Source organism: Arthrobacter sp. zg-Y238 (assembly GCF_024385525.1).
Lineage (GTDB): Bacteria > Actinomycetota > Actinomycetes > Actinomycetales > Micrococcaceae > Arthrobacter_B > Arthrobacter_B jinronghuae.
In genome coordinates this window covers 181,417-202,769 of the sequence record NZ_JANFLU010000004.1, presented here as the reverse complement: position 1 = coordinate 202,769, position 21,353 = coordinate 181,417, and the positions used below count along the sequence as shown (strand labels likewise).

The 21,353-nt window shown below is 66.1% G+C and carries 19 protein-coding genes, 2 tRNA genes and 1 pseudogene; 8 read left to right on the top strand and 14 right to left on the bottom strand.

Going from position 1 to position 21,353, the window contains the following annotated elements; translation table 11 throughout:
* Positions 1–13 precede the first annotated feature (13 nt).
* The 4 genes from NNX38_RS04645 (at position 14) to NNX38_RS04630 (ending at position 3,387) form a co-directional block, all read left to right on the top strand.
* Positions 14–817 (top strand): thymidylate synthase, encoded by an 804-nt coding sequence (locus NNX38_RS04645; RefSeq protein ID WP_255796962.1) that lies wholly within the window; start codon positions 14–16, stop codon positions 815–817.
* Between the two features lie 10 nt (positions 818–827).
* Complete coding sequence (locus tag NNX38_RS04640; RefSeq protein WP_255796961.1) at positions 828–1,538, top strand: dihydrofolate reductase; 711 nt, start codon at positions 828–830, stop codon at positions 1,536–1,538.
* A gap of 10 nt (positions 1,539–1,548) precedes the next feature.
* Positions 1,549–2,691 (top strand): aspartate-semialdehyde dehydrogenase, encoded by a 1,143-nt coding sequence (asd, locus tag NNX38_RS04635; protein WP_255796960.1) that lies wholly within the window; start codon positions 1,549–1,551, stop codon positions 2,689–2,691.
* Between the two features lie 189 nt (positions 2,692–2,880).
* The gene (locus tag NNX38_RS04630; protein ID WP_255796959.1) at positions 2,881–3,387 is read left to right on the top strand and encodes a hypothetical protein; all 507 of its coding nucleotides are present in this window, start codon (positions 2,881–2,883) and stop codon (positions 3,385–3,387) included.
* Positions 3,388–3,408: 21 nt separating this feature from the next.
* On the opposite strand, the gene NNX38_RS04625 is transcribed toward NNX38_RS04630, so the two are convergent.
* From NNX38_RS04625 to NNX38_RS04590, 8 genes are all read right to left on the bottom strand, one after another.
* Positions 3,409–4,473, bottom strand: coding sequence for a UDP-N-acetylmuramate dehydrogenase (locus NNX38_RS04625; RefSeq protein ID WP_255797016.1), 1,065 nt, complete (start codon positions 4,471–4,473; stop codon positions 3,409–3,411).
* 5 nt (positions 4,474–4,478) lie between these two features.
* Positions 4,479–4,910: a MaoC family dehydratase gene (locus tag NNX38_RS04620; protein ID WP_227918830.1), complete on the bottom strand. Its 432-nt coding sequence runs from the start codon at positions 4,908–4,910 to the stop codon at positions 4,479–4,481.
* 5 nt (positions 4,911–4,915) lie between these two features.
* Positions 4,916–5,365 carry a MaoC family dehydratase N-terminal domain-containing protein gene (locus NNX38_RS04615; RefSeq protein WP_255796958.1) on the bottom strand — a complete coding sequence of 150 codons (450 nt, stop codon included), beginning with the start codon at positions 5,363–5,365 and terminating at the stop codon, positions 4,916–4,918.
* The gene (locus NNX38_RS04610) at positions 5,362–5,601 is read right to left on the bottom strand and encodes a hypothetical protein (RefSeq protein ID WP_255796957.1); all 240 of its coding nucleotides are present in this window, start codon (positions 5,599–5,601) and stop codon (positions 5,362–5,364) included. Before NNX38_RS04610 ends, NNX38_RS04615 begins: the two co-directional genes overlap by 4 nt.
* 78 nt (positions 5,602–5,679) lie before the next feature.
* Entirely contained in the window at positions 5,680–6,630 is a 951-nt protein-coding gene (locus NNX38_RS04605; protein ID WP_255796956.1) for a DUF2797 domain-containing protein, read from the bottom strand.
* An 80-nt stretch (positions 6,631–6,710) separates the two neighbouring features.
* Positions 6,711–7,277: a type 1 glutamine amidotransferase domain-containing protein gene (locus NNX38_RS04600; RefSeq protein WP_229950082.1), complete on the bottom strand. Its 567-nt coding sequence runs from the start codon at positions 7,275–7,277 to the stop codon at positions 6,711–6,713.
* Positions 7,278–7,507: 230 nt separating this feature from the next.
* Positions 7,508–7,581 (bottom strand) — tRNA-Met (locus NNX38_RS04595).
* 75 nt (positions 7,582–7,656) lie between these two features.
* Positions 7,657–7,728 (bottom strand) — tRNA-Thr (locus NNX38_RS04590).
* Between the two features lie 175 nt (positions 7,729–7,903).
* Between NNX38_RS04590 and NNX38_RS04585 the strand changes: the two genes are divergently transcribed.
* Complete coding sequence (locus tag NNX38_RS04585) at positions 7,904–9,286, top strand: protein kinase (RefSeq protein WP_255796955.1); 1,383 nt, start codon at positions 7,904–7,906, stop codon at positions 9,284–9,286.
* Between the two features lie 120 nt (positions 9,287–9,406).
* Here the strand turns inward: NNX38_RS04585 and NNX38_RS04580 are convergent, their stop codons facing one another.
* From NNX38_RS04580 to NNX38_RS04570, 3 genes are all read right to left on the bottom strand, one after another.
* Positions 9,407–11,338 (bottom strand): DEAD/DEAH box helicase, encoded by a 1,932-nt coding sequence (locus NNX38_RS04580; RefSeq protein WP_370646366.1) that lies wholly within the window; start codon positions 11,336–11,338, stop codon positions 9,407–9,409.
* Positions 11,339–11,671: 333 nt separating this feature from the next.
* Complete coding sequence (locus NNX38_RS04575; protein WP_255796954.1) at positions 11,672–12,352, bottom strand: MOSC domain-containing protein; 681 nt, start codon at positions 12,350–12,352, stop codon at positions 11,672–11,674.
* 9 nt (positions 12,353–12,361) lie between these two features.
* Positions 12,362–13,651: a glycosyltransferase 87 family protein gene (locus NNX38_RS04570; protein ID WP_255796953.1), complete on the bottom strand. Its 1,290-nt coding sequence runs from the start codon at positions 13,649–13,651 to the stop codon at positions 12,362–12,364.
* A 161-nt stretch (positions 13,652–13,812) separates the two neighbouring features.
* On the opposite strand from NNX38_RS04570, the gene NNX38_RS04565 reads away from it, so the two are divergent.
* Entirely contained in the window at positions 13,813–14,991 is a 1,179-nt protein-coding gene (locus tag NNX38_RS04565; RefSeq protein ID WP_255796952.1) for an amidohydrolase, read from the top strand.
* The gene (locus NNX38_RS04560; RefSeq protein WP_255796951.1) at positions 14,991–15,434 is read left to right on the top strand and encodes a hypothetical protein; all 444 of its coding nucleotides are present in this window, start codon (positions 14,991–14,993) and stop codon (positions 15,432–15,434) included. Before NNX38_RS04565 ends, NNX38_RS04560 begins: the two co-directional genes overlap by 1 nt.
* Positions 15,435–15,778: 344 nt before the next feature.
* Here NNX38_RS04560 and NNX38_RS04555 read toward each other — a convergent pair whose 3' ends face one another.
* Both NNX38_RS04555 and NNX38_RS04550 read right to left on the bottom strand, forming a co-directional pair.
* The gene (locus NNX38_RS04555; RefSeq protein WP_255796950.1) at positions 15,779–16,924 is read right to left on the bottom strand and encodes a cystathionine gamma-synthase; all 1,146 of its coding nucleotides are present in this window, start codon (positions 16,922–16,924) and stop codon (positions 15,779–15,781) included.
* A gap of 70 nt (positions 16,925–16,994) precedes the next feature.
* A complete protein-coding gene (locus tag NNX38_RS04550; RefSeq protein WP_255796949.1) occupies positions 16,995–18,374 on the bottom strand; it encodes a cystathionine beta-synthase in 1,380 nt (459 codons plus the stop codon).
* A gap of 124 nt (positions 18,375–18,498) precedes the next feature.
* On the opposite strand from NNX38_RS04550, the gene NNX38_RS04545 reads away from it, so the two are divergent.
* The gene (locus NNX38_RS04545) at positions 18,499–19,479 is read left to right on the top strand and encodes a DNA-3-methyladenine glycosylase (protein ID WP_255796948.1); all 981 of its coding nucleotides are present in this window, start codon (positions 18,499–18,501) and stop codon (positions 19,477–19,479) included.
* Positions 19,480–19,595: 116 nt separating this feature from the next.
* Here the strand turns inward: NNX38_RS04545 and NNX38_RS04540 are convergent.
* Positions 19,596–21,248: pseudogene (locus NNX38_RS04540) on the bottom strand (AMP-binding protein).
* Positions 21,249–21,353: the final 105 nt, after the last annotated feature.

Sequence of the window (21,353 nt, the reverse complement as noted above, 5' to 3'; positions counted from 1 at the left end):
CTAGACTGGCCGGGTGAGCATTCCTACCCCGTATGAAGACCTGCTGCGCGACGTCATGGCCAACGGCACGCAGAAGTCGGACCGCACCGGCACCGGCACGCGCAGCGTGTTCGGCCGCCAGATGCGCTTTGACCTGAGCGAATCCTTTCCGCTGATCACCACCAAGCGGGTGCATTTCAAGTCCGTTGCCCTCGAGCTGCTCTGGTTCCTGCGCGGCGACTCCAACGTCCGCTGGCTGCAGGAACAGGGAGTGAGTATCTGGGACGAGTGGGCGGATGAGGACGGCGAACTCGGCCCGGTCTACGGCGTCCAGTGGCGCTCCTGGCCCACTCCCGACGGCGGGCACATCGACCAGATCGCGAAGCTGGTCGAAGGCATTCGGAAGAACCCGGATTCCCGCCGCCACATCGTCACGGCCTGGAACCCGGCGGAGGTCGAGAACATGGCCCTGCCGCCGTGCCACGCCCTGTTCCAGTTCTACGTCGCGGACGGGAAACTGTCCTGCCAGCTGTACCAGCGTTCGGCGGACACCTTCCTGGGGGTCCCGTTCAACATCGCCTCCTACGCCCTCCTCACCCTGATGGTGGCCCAGCAGACCGGGCTGGAGCCCGGCGAATTCGTCTGGAGCGGCGGGGACGTCCACATTTACGACAACCATGTGGACCAGGTCCGTGAACAGCTCAGCCGGGAGCCCTACCCCTACCCGAAGCTGCGGATCCGCCGCACTCCGGAAAGCATCTTCGACTACACCCTTGAGGACTTCGAGGTCCTCGACTACCGGCACCACCCCGGTATCAAAGCGCCTATCGCCGTTTGAGAGGACAACCATGACCGAGTCCCTTCCCGTAACAACTGCTGCCGCCCCGGCCGGCCCCACCCGCTACTTCCCGGTGGGCGGCGGCTCCCATGAGGGCGCGGACCTGGGTCAGGTCCTCCGGGAGCGCGGCACGGTACCCCACGGCGGCCCCGTCATCGGCATGGTGTGGGCGCAGACCCTAGACGGCGTCATCGGGCGTGACGGCGGCATGCCGTGGCACCTGCCCGAGGACATGGCGCACTTCAAGGCGACGACGGCGGGGCACCCGGTCATCATGGGCCGCCGCACCTGGGAGTCCTTCCCGGCCGCCTACCGGCCGCTGCCCGGAAGGACGAACATCATTGTGTCCTCCAGTGCCGCGCTGCATGCCGAAGCCGCGGACTCCGGCGCCGTCGTCGTCGGCTCCCTCGAGGATGCCCTGAGCGTGGCCCGAACCAGTCCCGGCAACGGGGAAATCTGGATCATCGGGGGTGCACAGCTGTATGAAGCAGCCGTCCCGGTGGCCAATACCGCTGTGGTGACGGTCATCGACATGGAGACCGAAGGCGACACATTCGCCCCCGCGCTGGGCCAGGACTGGACCTTCAGTGCCGTCAGTCCTGCCGCCGATTGGTACACGTCTTCCAACGGCACCCGGTACCGGATTGCCCTCTGGACCCGGGACCGTGAGACAGCCGACCGTGACGCAGCCAACCAAGACGCAGCCGCACCGCTGGCCTAAGGTGGAAACCATGACTTCTTCCTCCATTCCCGCTTTCCCCACTGCAGGTTTCGTCGGCTGGCGCGGCATGGTCGGCTCCGTCCTGATGCAGCGCATGCAGGACGAGGGCGACTTCGACCTGGTCAACCCGGTGTTCTTCTCGACCTCCAACGCCGGGGGCAACGCGCCGTCCTTCGCTGCCGGAGCCGGACCGCTGCAGGATGCGTACGACGTCGACGCGTTGGCCAAGCTGCCGATCATCGTCACCGCCCAGGGCGGCGACTACACGGCGGAAATCTTCCCGAAGCTGCGTGCCGCCGGCTGGGACGGCATCTGGATTGACGCCGCTTCCACGCTGCGCATGGACGATGACGCGATCATCGTGCTGGATCCGGTCAACCGGGACGTTATTGACGCCGGTCTGGCCCGCGGCGTAAAAAACTTCGTGGGCGGCAACTGCACCGTGTCCTGCATGCTGATGGGCCTCGGCGGGCTGTTCCGCAACGGCCTGGTCGAGTGGGGCACGTCCATGACCTACCAGGCAGCCTCCGGCGGCGGTGCCCGGCACATGCGCGAACTGCTCAACCAGTTCGGGGCGCTGAACGCTGCGGTGGCGCCGAACCTCGCCGATCCCGCGTCGGCCATCCTGGAGATTGACCGTGCCGTCCTGGCCCAGCAGAAGAACCCGTCCATGGACTCCTCCCAGTTCGGTGTGCCGCTGGCCGGCTCAGTGATCCCCTGGATCGATGCGGACCTGGGCAACGGCATGTCCAAGGAAGAGTGGAAGGGCGGCGCGGAGACCAACAAGATCCTCGGCCGCGGGGCCGACGGGCGGATTCCGTTTGACGGGCTGTGCGTTCGGATCGGTGCCATGCGTTCCCACTCCCAGGCCCTGACGCTGAAGCTGACCGAGGACCTCTCCGTGGCCGAGATCGAGAAGATCATCGATGCGGACAATGAATGGTCCAAGGTGGTGCCCAACACCAAGGAAGCCACCATGGCCGAACTGACTCCGGTGGCGGTCACCGGCACGCTGGACATCCCGGTGGGCCGCATCCGCAAGCTGGAAATGGGTCCGGAGTACATCAGCGCCTTCACCATCGGGGACCAGTTGCTCTGGGGCGCCGCCGAACCGCTGCGCCGGATGCTGCGCATCGCCACCGGCAACCTCTGATTTTCCGTTCCCGTTCCGGGTCCGCTCCCCTGTGGAGCGGACCCGTGCTGCGTTAACGGGGGTGGCGCCTGGCGGACGCTTCCCTGGCGGGGGCTGCCTAGCTGGGGCCGCCGGGCGGGAGCGCCTAAGACATGGCGGCCAAAACCGGGGCGCTCAAAAACTGTCAGTGCCGGGTGGCATGTTGTCCGCATGGAGCAGCAAAGCGTGGATTCGATCCTTAGCACCTTCTTCGCCTTCAGCTGTGCCGGCAAGCAGACCCCCACCCGGGCCCGTTATCTCCGTGTGGCCCTGCAACTGCGCCGGTATCTGGAGGCCGAGGGCGCAGGGATCCTCTGTGCCCAGGACAAAGCGCTGCTGGCGCTTGAGCGGACGCTGGAGCCGGAGGCGGCCTTCGCCCGGCTGTTCGGCGCCCACGAGCTCGCCTACGCCCTCAGCGGCTTCCTGGCGCCGGAGTGGCTGCTGCCGGACCTGCAGGACCGGCGTACCCAGGTGGCCCTGACGCCCCGGCTGATCCAATGGCTGTGCAACAGCTGCCTGCTGGACCCGCGCCGAGACCGCCCGGCTATCCGGAGTGCGCAGGCAGCAGCCGCCGAGGCGCGGAAAGGACCTGCACGGAAAGGGCCGCCGGAGAAGGGACCGGCGGAGAAGGGACCGGAGCGGCCGGGACCCGACCCCGGCGACAGTGCCGGCGGCTGATTCCTGCCGTGCCGGTGGCGGCTACAGCGTGCAGTTGACCAGCAGGGGCTCGGGGTGGAGCCGGATGCCGAAAGCCTTCTCCACGCCGGCAGCGACCGCGCGGGCCACCACCAGCAGGTCCTCGGCAGTGGCGTCGCCGCGGTTGGTGACGGCCAGGGTGTGCTTGGTGGACAGTGAGGCCCGCCCGCCCGTGCCATCCTCTGGTGCCAGCCCGAAGCCCTTGCGGAAACCGGCGTGGCTGATCAGCCACGCGGCGCTCAGCTTCACCCTTCCGGGCTCCGCCACCGGATAGCGGGGAGCGTCTGCCGGCAGCGCTGCTGCGGTTGCCTCATCAACGATGGGGTTGGTGAAGAAGGAACCGGTGCTGTAGGTGTCCGGGTCCGAGGCGTCCAGGACCATGCCCTTACCCGCCCGCAGCCGAAGGACCTCGCGGCGCACGTCCGCGGCGTCGGCCTGCTCGCCGATGTCCACTCCCAGAGCCTGGGCGAGCTCGGCGTAGCGGACCGGGGCGCTGGTGGACCCCTTGGACAAGGCAAACTCCACGGTCAGCACCACGTAGCGGGGAGAACCGTTCTTCGTGCTGCGCTTGAGCACCGAATCCCGGTAGCCAAACCCGAGATCCGTGTTCGCGAATTCCACCACCGTGCGCTCGGAGCGGTCCCAGGCGCGCACCGAAGTGATGGACTGCGAGACATCGGCGCCGTAGGCACCCACGTTCTGCACCGGCGTCGCACCGGCCAGCCCCGGGATACCGGACAGCGCTTCCAGGCCGGAGTAGCCCTCCGACAGGGTGTACGCCACCAGTTCGTCCCACGGGTGCCCGGCCTCGGCGCGCAGGACGGCGGTTCCGTCCCCGGCCTCCCGGATGTCCAGCCCGCGGCTGGCAATGTGGATGACGGCGCCGTCGAAACCTTCGTCCGAGATCAACAGGTTGGAACCGCCGCCGATGATCAGCAGCGGCTCCCCCGCCTCATCCGCGGCACGGACGGCAATGATCAGTTCGTCTTCGGTTTCTGCTTCAAGGTAGCGGCGGGCCGGGCCACCCACGCGTGCGGTGGTCAGGGATGCCAGCGGCATCCGGGTCAAAGCAGTCACCAGACCCGCACCACTGCCTGTGCCTTGACCAGCACCTTCTGCCCGTTGAAGGTCACGGTGAGATCCACGCGTGCCGTTGAGTTGTCCGCGTCGATGGCGCCGATAACACCGGCGACCTCCACAACCGCTCCTGGAGCGCCGTCGATATCTTCCACCAGGACGGGCCGGGTGAAACGCGTCTGGTAGTCAATCACCGCTCCCGGATCGCCGATCCAGTCACTCACCAGCTGGACAGCGGTGCCCATGGTGAACATGCCGTGCGCAATAACGCCGGGCAGCTCCACCTCGCGGGCGAAGCGTTCGTTCCAGTGGATGGGGTTGAAATCGCCGGAGGCACCGGCGTAGCGGACGAGGTCGGCACGGGAAATTTCCAGCGCGGCGGAACCGATCTCGGTGCCCTTGGACAGTTCACTTAGTGCAATGGACATAGCGGTTACTGCCCCTCTCCGCGGACGAGGATGGATGAAAGGGTGGTGGCTACCTGCTCGCCCTCGGTTGTGGAAATTTCCGCGCGGGTGGTGATCAGGGCGCCGTCGCCCATTGCCCGCACCGAGTCCACGTACAGCTCGGCCACGAGTTCGTCTCCGGCCACGATGGGACGGTGATGGGTGAAGCGCTGGTCGGCATGGACCACCCGGGAAAAGTCGATGCCGGCATCGGGATCGGCAACCAGCAGCGCGTCGGCACGCTGGGCAACGATGATGGCGAAGGTAGGCGGGGCAACGAGGTCTGCATAGCCCAGTTCCTGGGCCCTGGCGACGTCGAAGTGGGCCGGATTGGTGGCCTTGACGGCTGCAGCGAATTCGCGGATCTTTTCACGGCCCACGGAGTACGCAGCCACTGCCGGGTAGGTGCGTCCCTGGAGTTGGGGGTTGATGCTCATTTTTTGCCCTCCGTGCCTTTGATGCGGCGTCGGGTGTCCCTGGCGCGGACCACCATCCCGCTCAGGTGCGTGCTCAGGCCCACCACGATCAGGGGAAGGGCGATGTACATCAGGACCTGGTTATCCAGGACAGCTCCCAGAAGCACCAGCAGCACCCCGAGGCCACTGAGCGCCAGTGCGCTCACGACAAGTTTCCGGTACAGGGGCGAGCCGGTTTCCCAGGGGGTATTTAGCATGTCTTCAGAATACAGGGGCGGGCGGGAAGGGCCCGAAACGGTGTCCGCGAAGCTCCCGCTAGAACAGTGAAGCTCCCGCTAGAACAGTGCGGCCTGGAGTGCAGGCACGGCCGTACGGAACGAACCGTACTGCAGCCGGCGTCCCTTCAGGCGGGACAGGTCCGCTGCGAACAGGGTTTCTTCGCCGTCCACCCGGACCAGGGCCGTTGCGCCCAAGACCGCCTGGATGACCATGCCGTGCTCACCCGAACCGGGGTCGCACGGATACAGTTCGCACGGCGTCTCCAGCACCGTACGGAACTGGGCGGGAGGTTCCCAGACTTCGTCGGCCGTCCGGAAACCGGCGATCGCCAGGTCCGCCAGCATGGAACGCACCGACTCTGCGGCCTCGGCATTGCGGGCGTCCAGTTCCGCGGCGGCCAGGGGCCGGGCCAGCGCCGCTGTTTTGGTTCCTGCCCGGACAGCCTGCTGCAGGCCGACCACGGCCGTCACGGCGTCTTCGAGTATCCGCACCACCAACCCGTCGCCGGCACGGGCAACATACCTGGCGTGGACGGCCCCCTGTTCGATCAGGCGGAGCTGCTTGCGCCCGTCCGCGGCCGTGCCGACCTTGGTGGAACCGTCGGCGAACGTGGCCACGTACAGCCAGTGCGGCTGGTCCAGGTAGCGCCGGAGCGCATCCGGGATGCTGTCCGCACGGTGGCTGTTGTGGATGCCCCGCACCTCGTCCCGGATGAAGCAACTGCTGCACTGATAACCGCGCTCGGCAGGAGCCTGGCCTGGACAGGGAGTGTGGGACTGGACGCCGTCGTCGTTCACCTGCCAGGAGCCAAGGCAGAACTTCTCGTTCCCGTTGTTGTCCGCCAGGACACGGAACCGAAGTTCGGTGCCCGGAACGAGCGGCTGCTTTTCGGCCCGCCCGCTGGGAAGGTGCAGTGACAGGTTCGGGCCGGCGGTGTCCCAGGAGGTCCCCGAGCAGAGGAACCTGCCGGCGTCGGCGGATGCTGCGGTGCCTCCGGCTGCAGGCATGGTGGACCTCCCGGTGAACGCCAAAAGGGTGGGGTAACGTTTTCACGCTACCCCACCCTTCGGTGCTGTTTTGGGAGGTGTCAGGCGTGCTGGCCCGCGTGTTCCCCTTCGGCGATTTCCTCAACGAGCTTGTCGTTGAAAGCCGGCAGATCGCCCGGGTTGCGGCTGGTCACGAACCCCTGGTCCACCACCACTTCCTCGTCGGTCCAGTTCGCGCCGGCGTTCTTCAGGTCCGTTGCCAGCGTGTGGTAGGACGTCAGGTCGCGGCCCTTGACGACGCCGGCCTCAATCAGCAGCCACGGACCATGGCAGATGGAAGCCACGGGCTTGTGCGCCTCGAAGAAGGCACGGGCAAACTGCTGGGCGTTCTTGTCCACGCGGAGGAAGTCTGCATTGACGACGCCGCCCGGCAGGACCAGGGCGTCGAAGTCGCTTGCGTCGGCGTCGGCTACGTCGAGGTCAACGGTGAAGGTCTCACCCTTGTCCATGCCGTCAAAGCCCTGAATGGTGCCCTTCTTCGGGGACACGAGGACCGGCTCGCCGCCGGCGTTCTTGACGGCTTCCCAGGGGCTGGTCAGCTCAATCTGCTCCACGCCGTCGGTGAGGAGGAAAGCTACCTTCTTGCCGGAAATATCGTGCTCTGCCATGGTGACTCCGTTCGTTTCAGCTGCGGCCGGAAACCTGCGGGCCGCAGCGATGCTTCTACGGTGGTGGTGCTGGATCGGGATACGTTTCGGTTCCCGCTATGCACACCCTATGGAGAACCGGCAATGATAAGCAACCTTAGGGAGCTTGCGAGCCGCTGCGGCATGCGGTTCAAGGCAAACAAAAAGGGCAGGTACCGGAAGAATGAAATCTTCAGGACCTGCCCTGTTTGTAGCGGTGGGGAGGCTCGATCTCCCGACCTCACGATTATGAGTCGTGCGCTCTAACCAACTGAGCTACACCGCCAAAAATGAGTGAAGCCCGCCCTACACAGGCCTCTGCAGAACATACAGCCTTTGCAACGCGGGCCCTCCCATTGAGAGCCCCGACCGGGAATCGATCCCGGGACCTCCATCTTACCAAGATGGCGCTCTACCACTGAGCTATCGGGGCAACGACATAAAACTCTACCAGCACTTTTCGGGAACATGAAATCGAAATGGGCCATTTGCCCGAAAGGTGACGAGGGACACTTTTGAACCGGTCCGGGACACGGTTCCAGGCTCCAAAATGGTGAACTTTCTGCCCTTTTTGTCAGTATGCTTATGCTACGAGAAAGCGAGGGCACGTGAGCATAGTGCCGAACCACGTTTCGGAGGGCCTCTTCCTGGGTGGAAGATACCGACTCCTGAATAAGATCGGGGCAGGTGCCATGGGCACCGTCCACCGGGCCAAGGATGAGTTCCTGGACCGGGACGTAGCGGTGAAAATCATCCGCCCGTCGGCCACCAGTGAGATGGACCTCCGGCGCAGCGACGCCGAGGCCAAGATCCTGGCGCGCCTGAACCACCACAGCCTGGTCACCCTGCTGGATGCAGGATCGGACACGTCCGACCCGGCGTCGCCGCTGATCTACCTCGTTATGGAACTTGTCGAGGGCCTCGATCTGCGCGAACGGCTGAAGCAGGGCACTCTGCCCCGCCGCCAGACCGCACTGCTCGGCTACGACCTCGCCATCGGCCTGGAGTACATCCACGACAACGGCGTAGTGCACCGGGACGTGAAGCCCGCAAACATCATGCTGTTCGACTACAGCAGCGCGGATGCCCGGATCCGAGCCAAACTCACTGACTTCGGCGTTGCCTTCGTGGCCAGCGACCCGCAGTCCCAGCACGGCACCTTCTCAGGCACCGCGGCGTTCATGAGTCCCGAGCAGGCACGCGGGGAAAATGCCGGGGTGTCTAGCGATGTGTATTCCCTCGGCCTGGTGCTGCTGCAGTGCCTCACGGGAAAGCCGGCCTTCCCCGGTCCCGCCCTGGAAAGTGCCCTCGCACGGCTCCTGAGGGACCCGGAGATCCCCGCGGAGCTGGGAGCGGACTGGGTGCAGCTGCTCCGCGCCATGACCGCCCAGGACGCTGCGGAGCGCCCCAGCGCCCACGACGTCTCCCAGGTCCTCTACGACATGATCGTCGCCGCACGCGGCCGGCACCGGGTCGACCCGGAAATCCTGCCCGCGGACGAAGCCCGGCGGATGGACGCGGTGCGCCGCTATGACCTCCTGGATACTCCCCCGGACGGTGCCTTCGACCGTGTCACGGCCCTCGCGTCCCGTCTCTTTGACGTCCCGGTGGCAATCGTCAGCGTGGTGGACACCGACCGGATCTGGTTCAAGTCCCATCACGGCACCGAAGCCGTCGAGATCGGCCGCGACCCCGGCCTGTGTGCCTCCGCCATCCTGCAGGACGGCGTGTACGTGGTCGACGACGCCCGGCATGACCCGAGGACGCTGGCCAACCCGTTGGTGGCCGGAGACTTCGGCCTGCAGTTCTACGCCGGCGTTCCGCTCCAGACCAGCGACGGGTTCAATCTGGGCACGTTCTGCATCCTGGACAGGAAGCCCCGGACTTTCTCCCCCGAAGACGAGGCAACACTCTCGGACCTTGCTGCGATTGTCATGAATGACCTGGAAATGCGCCTTGAGAGCCGCCGCGCAGGCGGGTCCGTGCAGTAGCAGGACAGCGCCTCGGCACCACAGGGCATAACAAAAAGGACGCCTCCCGCTGCGGGAGGCGTCCTTCTTGTTTATACGGAACCGCGGTGCGGCGCCCTAGGTTACGGGCGCCGCTGCTTCCTAGTCGCGGAAGCGGGGCTTGCGGGCACCGGCAGCTGCGCTGTCGCGGAAGCCGCCTTCACGCTTCTTGAACGGGCGGTCACTGCCGCGGTCGCCGAAGGAACGCTCGCCGTCGCGCTTCTTGAAATCCTTCTTGAAGCCGCCGCGGTCGGCGCGGTCGTTGAAGCTGCCGCCGCCTTCACGCTCGCGGGCCGGCTTGCGGCCCTTGTCCAGCTCGAGGTGAATCAGCTCGCCGCCGATCCGGGTGCGGGACAGGGCGCGCAGCTGGTCCTTGGACAGGTCTGCAGGCAGTTCCACCAGGGTGTGGTCTGCACGGATGTCGATGCCGCCGATCTGCGCGGAGGACAGGCCGCCCTCGTTGGCAATGGCGCCGACAATCGAACCGGGCAGCACGCGCTGGCGGCGGCCGACGGCGATGCGGTACGTTGCATTGCCTTCGGTCAGCGGACGCGTCGGGCCGCGGGAGCCGACGCCGTCGTTGCGGCCTTCGGAACGCTCGCGCTGGCGGGCAGGAGCCTGCGGGATTTCCCGCAGCAGCAGGTCGCGGCCACCCTGGGCCATGACGGCCAGGGCTGCTGCAACGTCTTCGGCGGGAACTTCGTGCTCGGCCAGGTACTTGGTCACCAGGTCCCGGAACACCGCGATGTCCTCGGAACCGAGGGTTTCCGTGATCTTCTCGGAGAACTTGGCCAGGCGCTTCTCGTTGACGACGTCGACGCTCGGCAGCTGCATGTGCTCAACCGGCTGGCGCGTGGCCTTTTCAATGGCCCGCAGCAGGTACTTCTCACGCGGGGTCATGAACAGGATGGCGTCGCCGGTGCGTCCTGCACGGCCGGTGCGGCCGATGCGGTGGACGTAGGACTCGGTGTCATGCGGGATGTCGTAGTTGACGACGTGGCTGATGCGCTCGACGTCGAGGCCGCGGGCGGCAACATCCGTGGCAACCAGGATGTCGATCTTGCCGTCGCGGAGGGCCTCGACCGTGCGCTCACGCTGCTGCTGCGGGATGTCGCCATTGATGGCGGCGGCGTTGTAGCCGCGGTCCTTGAGCTTGTCAGCCAGGTCTTCGGTGGCCGCCTTGGTCCGGACGAACGCGATAACGCCGTCGAACTCTTCGGTTTCCAGGATGCGGGTCATTGCATCCAGCTTGTGCGGGCCCATGACCTGCACGTAGCGCTGGCGGGTGTTCGCACCGGTGGTGGTCTTGGACTTGACCGTGATTTCCGCAGCGTTGTTCAGGTACTTCTTGGCAATCTTGCGGATGGCCGGCGGCATGGTGGCGGAGAACAGGGCAACCTGCTTGCTCGCCGGAGTGGAGGAAAGGATCTGCTCCACGTCTTCGGCGAAGCCCATGCGCAGCATTTCGTCAGCCTCATCGAGCACCAGGTACTCGAGGTTGGACAGGTCCAGGGAACCCTTGGCGATGTGGTCAATCACACGGCCGGGGGTGCCCACAACAACCTGGGCGCCGCGGCGGAGGCCGTTGAGCTGGGGGCCGTAGGCGGAACCGCCGTACACGGGAAGCACGGTGATGCCATCCATGTGGACTGCGTAGGAGGTGAAGGCTTCTGCAGACTGCAGGGCCAGTTCACGGGTGGGTGCAAGCACCAGCACCTGGGTGTCCTTGGTGGCCGGGCGGCCGGCGAGCAGGGACAGGGCAGGAACGGCGAATGCCGCGGTCTTGCCGGTTCCCGTCTGGGCCAGGCCGACGACGTCGCGGCCTTCGAGCAGCAGGGGGATGGTAGCTGCCTGGATTGGAGACGGCGTTACGTAGCCGACATCCTTCAGGGCTGCCAGGACGCGCTCGTCCAATCCGAAGTCGCTGAACAGCACAGTGTTCTCTTCGGTTTCGGGAGCGGCGTTTTCGACGTTGGTGTTTTCCAGCGTGGCTTCAGACAAGAGGTGATCCTCATTCAATCGGGGAGCAGGCAACCAAGAGGCTGCAGGACGTAAGTCCGGCGCTGTTGCAATCCCAGGCAGGACTTTCCGTCACAGCTGTGGGCCGATTTCACTGGATTGTGTCTACGACCGGTGTGACGATTTCTTTGCCGGCGCTCCCCAAAAGATGAATCTGCCCGCATTAGAAATGCGGGCCCCAACACAACGTACCGTACGGGTTTCGGTGGTGATTTTCAGTGAAAATCTCGATGAACCGTAGGAAAATAAGGGAATACCGGAGTGGGGGATGTTTTCCAGTGTACGGCATCCCTGCGTCCGGTGCGTGGTCGGGGCCGGTGAGCTTGCGCACAGCGGCCCCGGGCAGGGCTAACCCCGGGCCGGCACTGCGGCCGTGGACCGCGCGGTTTTGGCCGACATCGTGCGCAGGACCTTGAGTATTTCCGGTGACAACGTGATCTCACCGGCGCTGCGGGATGCCTGCAGCGCCGCGGCCTGTTCGGCGTCAAGGCCGCGGAAGACGTCACGGACGCTCACGCCGTGGCTGGGTTCGGTCAACACCTCCACGGGGTCCCCCGCAGCGATGCTGCCGCGGCGGCGGACCCGGAGATAGGTGCCCACGCGTCCGGCCTCCGCAAAGCGGCGCTGCCAGTTCGGCACCTCCATCCGCCGCTGGAAGTTGCGGCAGGGGGTGCGGGGACAGGTCACTTCCACCTCGACGTCGTCGCCGATCCGCCACCGCTCACCGATCAGGGCGGCAGTGGCGTCCAAACCGTCCAGCCGCAGGTTTTCACCGAACAGGCCGGGCGGGACCGCGCGTCCCAGTTCCCGGGCCCAGTAGTCGGCGTCGGCCTGGGAATAGGCGTAGATGGCCTTGGATTCCCCGCCGTGATGTTTGCGGCTGGCCTGCAGGTCTCCGGTCAATCCCAGGGGATGGACCTTCACCGGTCCTGCCACGGCGCGTTTGTCGATGGCAGTGACGCCGGTGGCGTCCTTGGTGGGCAGAAGGCCGTGCAACAGGCAAACAGCGAGCAGCGAACCGGTTCTCATGCCAGCAGTCTAGGGCTGCGGCTCCGTGGCCCGCTGCAACCCGGGCGGATTGTTGCGCCACCAGTGGCGCGGGCGGCTGCCCCAATAGTTGACGGACCACCAGGCCAGGAGCCCGATGCCCCAGAAGACTCCGGCGCTGGAGGCCATCAGCCACGGCTCGGGCAGCTGGGAATCCAGGTTGGGTGCATTGAACAGTTCGCCGATGGTCTTGGGCGAGTAAATGAAGATCACCAGCGAGGAGGCCAGCAGGAGGAATCCGGTGATCCGGAGTTTCCGGCGCTGCGGCTCCAAGTCCATCAGGTTCCGGGCCAGGACCGGGATGAAGAGTGCCACCCAGACCCAGTGGTGTGACCAGGAGACGGGGGAAATCAGGAGCATCAGCAGCGCGGTGGCTGCCAGGGCGGTGAAGGTCTCTCCGCGGTTGCCGGCCAGGCGGATGACGACGGCGGTAGCCGCGACAGCCAGCAGCGAAAGGAGAAGCCACGGAAGGTCGACGGGGAAATCCGGGCCGCCGAAGTGCAGGATGGCCCCCTTGATCGAGAGGTTGTCCACGTAGCCGGCGCCGCCGATCCTCGAGGTGTCCGGCAGCAGGTCCAGCCAGTAGGTACGTGATTCCCGCGGGAGGATCAGGAAGCCAAGGGCGAAGGTCGAGAGGAAGCCGTAGGCCATGTTGCGCAGTCCGCGCCAGTCGCCCCGCGCCAGGAAGTACAGGCCGAAGACCAGCGGGGTGAGTTTCAGTCCGGCAGCCACACCTGTCAGCAGACCGGTGGGCCAGCCTTCCTTCTTGATCACGAAGTCGGCCATGATCAGCCCAAAGAGCAGGATGTTGATCTGCCCGAAGGCCTGCGTTTCGCGCCATGGTCCTAGCAGCACGATCAAGCCGGTGCCGGCGATGGCCAGCGGACGGAGCCAGGGGTGGCGGAGTACGTCCATGGCTCCCTCGCGGCGGAAGACATAGCGGACTGCCCAGACGGCGGTGGCTGCGGCAATGGCGATGGAAATGCCGGTGAAGATGTTCAGCCCCACGCTCTGGCCGAACGGAGCCAGCACTGCAAAAACCAGCGCGGCAAAAGGCGGGTAGGTGAAGAGCAGGCTGCTGTCGGCGTCGTACTGGACGGCCTTCGTATACAGTTCACCGGCGGCGTCAATGACGCTCTGCCCGCCGGACAGGTAAACACTGAAGTCGAGGCCGTGACGCGGCGATAAGTCGAAAGCTGTCCATACGAGCAGCCCGGCTAATGCCAGCGCTCCCAGGGTCGCAACGGTCCGCACAAAAGCGGATCGGTGGATCTGGCCCATTGTTCTCCCTGTAAGACTGCCGGCCGCGCTCGTGGCGCTACATAGCGTTTTTCGTGTCGATCTTGACACCCGCAAGTCTACCGGGCAGGCTGCTCCTCCTCCCCTGCCCGGAGGCAGGCGATAGGCTGGCCGGACCAGATCAAGTAAGCGAAAGGTCCCCCATGTCCCCCGCGCTTCAAGCCATCACCAATGCCCATGTGGTTCCCGTCACCGGCAGGCCCTTCGACGGCACCGTCCTCGTCGAGGGCGGACGGATCCGGGAACTGGGGCCCGACGTCGTTGTGCCCGACGGCGCGGAGGTGCTGGACGCCGGCGGGCAGTGGCTGCTGCCCGGGCTGGTGGATGCGCATACCCACCTTGGCGTGCATGAAGAAGGTGAAGGCTGGGCCGGCAACGATTCCAACGAGATGACGGATCCGGTGATGGCGGGCGTCCGCGCCCTGGACGCTGTAAACCCCTTCGATACGGGCTTCGACGACGCCCTGGCCGGCGGAGTGACCACGGCGAACATCAACCCCGGCTCCGGCAACCCGATCGGCGGGCAGGCAGTGGCGCTGCACACGCACGGGCGTTATCTGGAGGAAATGGTGCTGCGTGCACCCAGCGGCCTGAAGTCCGCGCTCGGAGAGAACCCGAAGCGGATCTACAGCGACAAGAAGCAGACCCCCTCCACCCGTCTGGGCACGGCGATGGTGATCCGGCAGGCCTTTATGGATGCGCAGAACTACCTGGGCAAGGCGGACCCGAACGCCCGCGACCCGCACCTTGAAGCCCTTGCCATGGTGCTGAAGCAGGAAATCCCCTGGCGGCAGCACGCCCACCGGGCGGACGACATCGGCACCGCCCTGCGGCTGGCGGACGAGTTCGGCTACGAGCTGGTGCTCGACCACGGCACCGAGGCCCATCTGCTGGCCGATGTCCTGGCCGAACGCGGCGTTCCGGTGCTCATCGGACCGCTCTTCACCACCCGCTCGAAGGTGGAGCTGCGCGGCCGCAGCATGGCCAATCCGGGGAAGCTTGCCGCTGCCGGAGTGGAGATCTCCATCATCACCGACCATCCGGTGGTCCCCATCAATTTCCTGATCTATCAAGCCGCACTGGCGGTGAAGGAGGGGCTGGACCCCGACGAGGCGCTGCGCGCCGTGACGATCAATCCCGCCCGGGTGCTGGGCCTCGCGGACCGACTCGGTTCCCTGGAACCCGGCAAGGATGCCGATCTTGTCCTGTGGAGCGGGAATCCGCTGGACGTGATGCAGCGTGCGCTGAAGGTGTGGATCGGCGGCCGGGAGGTCTACCGCTACGACCTTGACGCCCGCGAACAGATCGTGGCGCCCCGCTGATGGGACTCGGTTCCGGCACCCCCGCGCCGCGCACTCCCCCGCCTCACACCCGCCCTCCCGGCATCATCCGGGCGGCGGCTGCCGCCTGGCTCGTGGCGGCCGTCCTGGTCGCCGTTGCGGGCATTTCGTTTATCGTCTCGGCCCGGACGCAGCATCAGGACAGCGCTGCACTGACGATGATGGGGGCCCTTGCCCTGGTCCTCGCTGCACTGAGCGCCTACAGCGTGCTGCGGCTGCGGGCCGGTAAGCGCAGCGCCCGGGAAACACTCAGCAGTATCGGTGTGATTGCCGGGTTCCCCCTGCTTTTCCGCGGCCCGGCGTTAGTGGCCGTAGGCCTGGTGCTGCTGGCCTGCACGGCGCTGCTCTGGCTACCGCAGAGCAGCAGGTATTTCCAGATCCGGGACCCGAAGAAGCGTGCCGCTAAGGGCCGCAGGCCCCGTTAGGCGTTTTCGGGTTGCCTCCCTGCACCGCTGCCGGCACAACTTCCACCCAATGCTGCTTGGTGCTCCCGAGGTCCCCTCGCTTTGGGGAGATCCCTGCGGTTTGTGACAAATCCTGCTGGGCGCGGCGCAGGGATCCGGACATCCCGCGGGGAATCGGACAAACCGCAGGGATTCCGACGGTCAGGTGCTGATGCTCCCTGCCTGTGCGGCCACAGCCCCACCAGTGGGGGCGGTTGATGCTGCTGAGGTCCTGGGCGACCGCCGGGTGGGAAATCCTGCGGGCAGTTCCTGCCAAACCTCCCACCGGCCCCTCCCCCGCCGGGCCGCAAGGCCCGCCGCCGAGGCTAGAGCTGCCCCAGCGCCTGGTCGAGGTCCGCAATAAGGTCCTCGACGTCCTCCAGGCCAACCGACAGCCGCAGGAGGTTCTCCGGTACGGCCAGCTCGGTGCCCTTGACCGAGGCATGGGTCATTTCCGAGGGGTAGTTCATCAGGGACTCCACCCCGCCCAGCGACTCAGCCAGCAGGAACAGCCGCGTGGATTCCGCCACCTTCCGGGCCGCAGCCTCGCCGCCCTTGAAGGACACCGAAACCATGCCGCCGAAGTCCTTCATCTGGGCCTTGGCCAGGTCATGCCCCGGATGCTCTTCCAGCCCCGGATACAACACCTGCTCCACGGCGGGCTGTTCCTTGAGCCACTTCGCCACGGTCATGGCAGTAGCCGAATGCCGGTCCATCCGCACCGCGAGGGTCTTCAGCCCGCGGGTGGTCAGCCAGGCCTCCATCGGCGCCGACACCGCACCGACGGCAAACTGAATGAACCCGACCTCCTCCGCCATGGCGTCGTCGTTCAGGATTACGGCACCTCCCACGGCGTCGGAATGCCCGCCGATGTACTTGGTGGTCGAGTGCACAACGACGTCGGCGCCCAGGGCCAGCGGCTGCTGCAGGTACGGCGACGCAAAGGTGTTGTCGACCACCAGGAGAGCACCGGCGTCGTGCGCTGCCTGCGCCGTTGCGGCAATATCGCTGATTTTCATCATCGGGTTCGACGGCGTTTCCAGCCACACCAGCTTCGTGTTCCCGGCCGCAACGGCAGCCGCGACAGCTGCGGCGTCGGACATATCCACCGCCGTATTGGTAATCCCCCACTTGCCCAGCACCTTGTTGATGAGGCGGTAGGTTCCGCCGTAGGCATCGTTGCCCAGGACGATGTGGTCTCCGGGGGCAAGCAGCCCGCGGATCAGGGCATCCTCGGCGGCAAGCCCGGAGCTGAAGGAGAAGGCATGCTTTCCGCCTTCCAGGGCAGCGAGCTGCTGCTGCAGCGAATCGCGGGTGGGGTTGGTGCCGCGGCCGTACTCATAGCCGTTGCGCAGGCCGCCGATGCCGTCCTGGGCGTAGGTGGTGCTCTGGTACAGGGGCGGAATGACTGCGCCGGTGGTGGGATCCGGTTCCTGCCCCGCATGGATGGCGCGGGTGCTGAAGCTGGTCATGGTGTTCTCCTTGCGCCGGCCGGAGCCGGCAGGTTGGTACAAAACAACGCACCTGCGAAGGTGTGCCGGGTTAGAGGCTCAGGTACGAAAGTAGGTCGTGCCGGGTCAGCATGCCAACGGCCGTGCCATCGGACGTAACCATGACGGCGTCGTCCTCCTGCAGCTTCGAACGGGCAGCGGCCACGGTGTCCCCCGTTCCGACGAAGACCGGACGCGGCCCCATGTGCTCGCTGATCCGATCCGTAGGCTTGGCCTCGCCGCGGAAAAGCTTCTCCGTCAGCGAGCGCTCATCCACCGAGCCGAGGACTTCGCCCAGGACCACCGGCGGTTCCTGCGAGAGGACAGGCAGGTAGGAGACCCCGTATTCATTCAGGATGGCAATGACGTCCCGCACGGTTTCGTTCGGATGGGTGTGGACCAGTTCAGGCAGCGAACCGTCCTTGGTGGCCAGCACGTCGCGGACGGTGGCCTGCTCCCCGCCGTCCTGCAGGAAACCGTAGGAGCGCATCCAGTCGTCGTTGAAGATCTTGCCCATATACCCGCGGCCGCTGTCCGGCAGCAGGACCACGACGACGTCGTCGGGCCCCAGCGAGCGCGCTACCTCAAGGGCCGCCGTCACAGCCATGCCCGAGGATCCGCCTACCAGCAGGCCTTCCTCCCGGGCCAGCCGGCGGGTCATCGCGAAGGACTCTGCGTCCTTCACGGCAATCACCTGATCGGGCACGGACGGGTCATAGTTGTCCGGCCACATGTCCTCCCCCACGCCTTCCACGAAATAGGGGCGCCCGGCACCGCCGGAATACACGGAACCGTCCGGGTCCGCGGCAATCACGCGCACCGGCCCGCTGGCACGGTCCGCGGAGACTTCCTTCAGGTAGCGTCCGGTGCCGGTGATGGTGCCGCCCGTACCGGCGCCTGCCACGAAGTGGGTCACCCGGCCGTCTGTATCTGCCCAGATTTCAGGTCCCGTGGATTCGTAGTGGCTGGCCGGGGCCGACGGGTTGGAGAACTGGTCCGGCTTGTACGCGCCGTCGATCTCACGCACCAACCGGTCGGAGACTCCGTAGTAGGAGTCGGGGCTGTCCGGAGCGACCGCCGTCGGGGTGACCACCACTTCGGCACCGTACGCACGCAGCACGTCCCGCTTCTCCACCCCCACCTTGTCCGGGGTAACGAAGATGCACTTATAGCCCTTCTGCTGGGCCACCAGCGCCAGCCCGACGCCGGTGTTGCCGCTGGTGGGCTCAACCACCGTGCCGCCGGGCAGCAGCTTCCCCTCACGCTCGGCCGTGTCGATCATCTTCACGGCAATGCGGTCCTTCACGGATCCGCCCGGGTTCAGGTACTCCAGCTTCACCAGGACGGTGGCACTGATGCCCTCGGTCACGTGGTGGAGCTTCACCAAGGGAGTGTTGCCGATCAGGTCCAGGACGGTATTGGCATACTTCATGTGACCCACGGTACTTCTTTGTCTCCGCTGTGGCATGGGGGACGGAACGCGGCGTAGCAAAAGCCACATTCGAGCGGCCATGAGTGCGGGCAGAAGCGGGGGTGGTCCGTGCAACGATAGTTGCATGTCCTTCACTGCCGCTGTTCCAGCGCTGCAGCAGGCTCCCTCCGGTCTGGTGCGCTACTGGGAGTCCCCCGCCCCGTACTGCCTGCAGACTTCGCTGCGCATCCTGGTGCGCGGTAAGCAGGATCCGACCATCCGCCTCGGTCCGGGCGTTGCCTGGCTGGCTTTCCTCACCCCGGAGGGCCCGGCCACCCTGAACCTTCGGGAGGAACCCGTCCCTGCCCCCGGCGCACGGGTCCGCGCACAGGCCTGGGGACCGGGTGCCCGGTGCGCGCTGGACTCGGTACCCTCCCTGCTGGGCGAACACGACGACTGGTCCGGTTTTGACGACGACGCGTTCCTCGCCACCCTGCCCCGGATGGTCACCGAAGCCCGGCGCCGAAACCCCTCCCTGCGGCTGCCGAGCACGGGCCGGATCATGGACAGCCTGATCCCTGTGGTGCTGGAGCAGAAAGTCACCGTGCTGGAGGCCTACTACGCATGGCGCTACCTTGTGACCCGCTACGGCGTTGAGGCACCCGGCCCGGCGCCGTCGGGCATGAAAGCCGCCCCGGCCCCGGAAACCTGGCGGAAGATCCCCAGCTGGGACTGGCACCAGGCACGGGTGGACCTTTCCCGTTCCACCACCATCATGCGGGCCTGTGCGCTCGCCTCGGGGCTGGAGCGGCTGGCAGAGGATCCGCTTGGCGAGGACCTGACCGCCAAGCTCTGCTCGGTTCCGGGAATCGGAGTGTGGAGCGCTGCGGAAATCACCCAGCGGACACACGGTGCTCCGGATTCGGTCTCCGTTGGCGACTATCATCTGGCCGCCTACGTGGGCGCGGCGCTCACCGGGAAGCGGACCGACGACGCCGGCATGCTGGAGCTGCTCGCACCCTGGCAGGGACACCGGCAGCGGGTGGTGCGGATGATCATGCTCAGCGGTTACCGCAAGCCCACCTACGGACCGAAGCTCGCCCCGATGGACCACCGCCGCCGCTGAGGCAGGGTGCCTGGCCGGGTCGGGGCCCGGGTCGGCGGCAACGAAATTCCCCGCTCGCAGAGCTCACAGGAAATATTAAAGCCGCCTCATCCGGACCCCTCTCCAGCGAATGCACGCTAGGAGGTTGCTGGTTCCCCGCTGGCTGCCAGCCCGCTGACCGCTTCCTCACGCATGGCCACCTTGCGGATTTTGCCTGAGACCGTCATGGGGAAGCTGCCGCGGATCTGCACGTACCGGGGAATCTTGTAGTGGGCCAGCCGGTCACGGCAGAACTCGGCAATGGCCGCCGCATCCGGTTCAGGTGCACCGGGGACCGGAATGATGCAGGCCATGAGCTCCTCTCCGTACCGCTCATCCGGAACGCCGATCACCTGGACATCGGAGATCGAAGGGTGCGTGTAGAGGAACTCCTCGATCTCCCGCGGATAAATGTTCTCCCCGCCGCGGATGACCATGTCCTTGATGCGTCCCTCCACGCTGACGTAGCCCTCTTCGTCCATCCGGGCCAGGTCCCCGGTATGCATCCAGCCGTCGGCGTCGATGGCCTGGGCGGTTGCCTCCGGCTGGTTCCAGTACCCGGCCATCACGCTGTAGCCGCGGGTGCACAGTTCACCGATTTCTCCGTAGGGCACCTGCTCCCCTGTTCCGGGATCCACCACTTGGCTTTCCAAATGGGGCATGGTGCGTCCCACGGTGCGGGTGCGGCGCACCAGCGAGTCCCCGCGCCGGGTCATGGTGGAAACCGGGGAGGTTTCGGTCATCCCGTAGCAAATAGCCACTTCGGCCATATTCATCTCGCCGATCACCCGTTTCATGATCTCCTCGGGGCAGGGCGAACCGGCCATCACGCCGGTCCGGAGCGAGGAAAGGTCGTACCGGCCGAACTCCGGCAGCCCCAGTTCGGCAATGAACATGGTCGGCACCCCGTACAGGGACGTGCCCCTGTACGTTTCGACGGCGGCGAGCGCCCGGCCGGCGTCGAAGGTCCGGGACGGAATGATGGTGGCGGCGCCGTGCGAAAGGGCTGCAAGGTTACCGATGACCATCCCGAAGCAGTGGTAGAACGGCACCGGAAGCACCACGCGGTCCGCTTCGGTGTAGCCCAGCAGTTCGCCGATGAAGTAGCCGTTGTTCAGGATGTTCGAATGGGTCAGCGTTGCACCCTTGGGGAAGCCGGTGGTTCCGGAGGTGTACTGGATGTTGATGGGGTCCCCGGGCTGCAGTCCAGCCATCCGTTCCGCCAGGGCAGCTGCCCCCGGCTCACCTGAATCCCTTCCCTCCGCAGCCAGCACCTCGAAGCTGTCGGCACCGACCCCGGATAGGAATACCAGCGTCTCCAAGCCGGCCCCGGTTTCGAGGGCGCTCCGAGCCATGGCCTCGTAGTCGTTGCGCTGGTCGCTCGGGGCGGTGAGCAGCATCCGCATTCCACTCTGTTTCACCACGAAGTCCAGTTCCGCCTGCCGATAGGCCGGGTTGACGTTTACCAGGATGGCACCGGCCTTGGCAGTGGCGTACTGGGCAATGGTTCATTCCGCACAGTTGGGTGACCAGATGCCCACCCGGTCCCCTGCTTGGATCCCTCGGGCCATCAGGCCGGCCGCGACGTCGTTGACCTGCCGGTCCAGTTCGGCATAGGTCCAGGACCGGCCGGTGGGGGCATCGATCAGCGCGGTGGCATCGGGAAAGCGGCGGACGGTCCGCTCAAAATTTTCCCCGATGGTTTCCGCCAACAAGGGAATCTGCGACGGGGAAGCGGCGTATGAGGACAAGGCAGGCTCCTTTGGCTGCGGGACAGGTGGCGGCAACGCTACCAACACTTTGCTTCCCTGCGAAGGGAGCGCCTGATCTTGCCGAGCGCGCCCCGCGACGGCGGT

Coding starts and splice junctions, on each gene's coding strand:
- NNX38_RS04640 (WP_255796961.1), top strand. CDS start 828: ATGACCGAGTCCCTTCCCGTAACAACTGCTGCCGCCCCGGCCGGCCCC.
- asd (WP_255796960.1), top strand. CDS start 1,549: ATGACTTCTTCCTCCATTCCCGCTTTCCCCACTGCAGGTTTCGTCGGC.
- NNX38_RS04630 (WP_255796959.1), top strand. CDS start 2,881: ATGGAGCAGCAAAGCGTGGATTCGATCCTTAGCACCTTCTTCGCCTTC.
- NNX38_RS04620 (WP_227918830.1), bottom strand. CDS start 4,910: ATGTCCATTGCACTAAGTGAACTGTCCAAGGGCACCGAGATCGGTTCC.
- NNX38_RS04615 (WP_255796958.1), bottom strand. CDS start 5,365: ATGAGCATCAACCCCCAACTCCAGGGACGCACCTACCCGGCAGTGGCT.
- NNX38_RS04610 (WP_255796957.1), bottom strand. CDS start 5,601: ATGCTAAATACCCCCTGGGAAACCGGCTCGCCCCTGTACCGGAAACTT.
- NNX38_RS04605 (WP_255796956.1), bottom strand. CDS start 6,630: ATGCCTGCAGCCGGAGGCACCGCAGCATCCGCCGACGCCGGCAGGTTC.
- NNX38_RS04600 (WP_229950082.1), bottom strand. CDS start 7,277: ATGGCAGAGCACGATATTTCCGGCAAGAAGGTAGCTTTCCTCCTCACC.
- NNX38_RS04575 (WP_255796954.1), bottom strand. CDS start 12,352: ATGAGAACCGGTTCGCTGCTCGCTGTTTGCCTGTTGCACGGCCTTCTG.
- NNX38_RS04570 (WP_255796953.1), bottom strand. CDS start 13,651: ATGGGCCAGATCCACCGATCCGCTTTTGTGCGGACCGTTGCGACCCTG.
- NNX38_RS04565 (WP_255796952.1), top strand. CDS start 13,813: ATGTCCCCCGCGCTTCAAGCCATCACCAATGCCCATGTGGTTCCCGTC.
- NNX38_RS04560 (WP_255796951.1), top strand. CDS start 14,991: ATGGGACTCGGTTCCGGCACCCCCGCGCCGCGCACTCCCCCGCCTCAC.
- NNX38_RS04555 (WP_255796950.1), bottom strand. CDS start 16,924: ATGACCAGCTTCAGCACCCGCGCCATCCATGCGGGGCAGGAACCGGAT.
- NNX38_RS04550 (WP_255796949.1), bottom strand. CDS start 18,374: ATGAAGTATGCCAATACCGTCCTGGACCTGATCGGCAACACTCCCTTG.
- NNX38_RS04545 (WP_255796948.1), top strand. CDS start 18,499: ATGTCCTTCACTGCCGCTGTTCCAGCGCTGCAGCAGGCTCCCTCCGGT.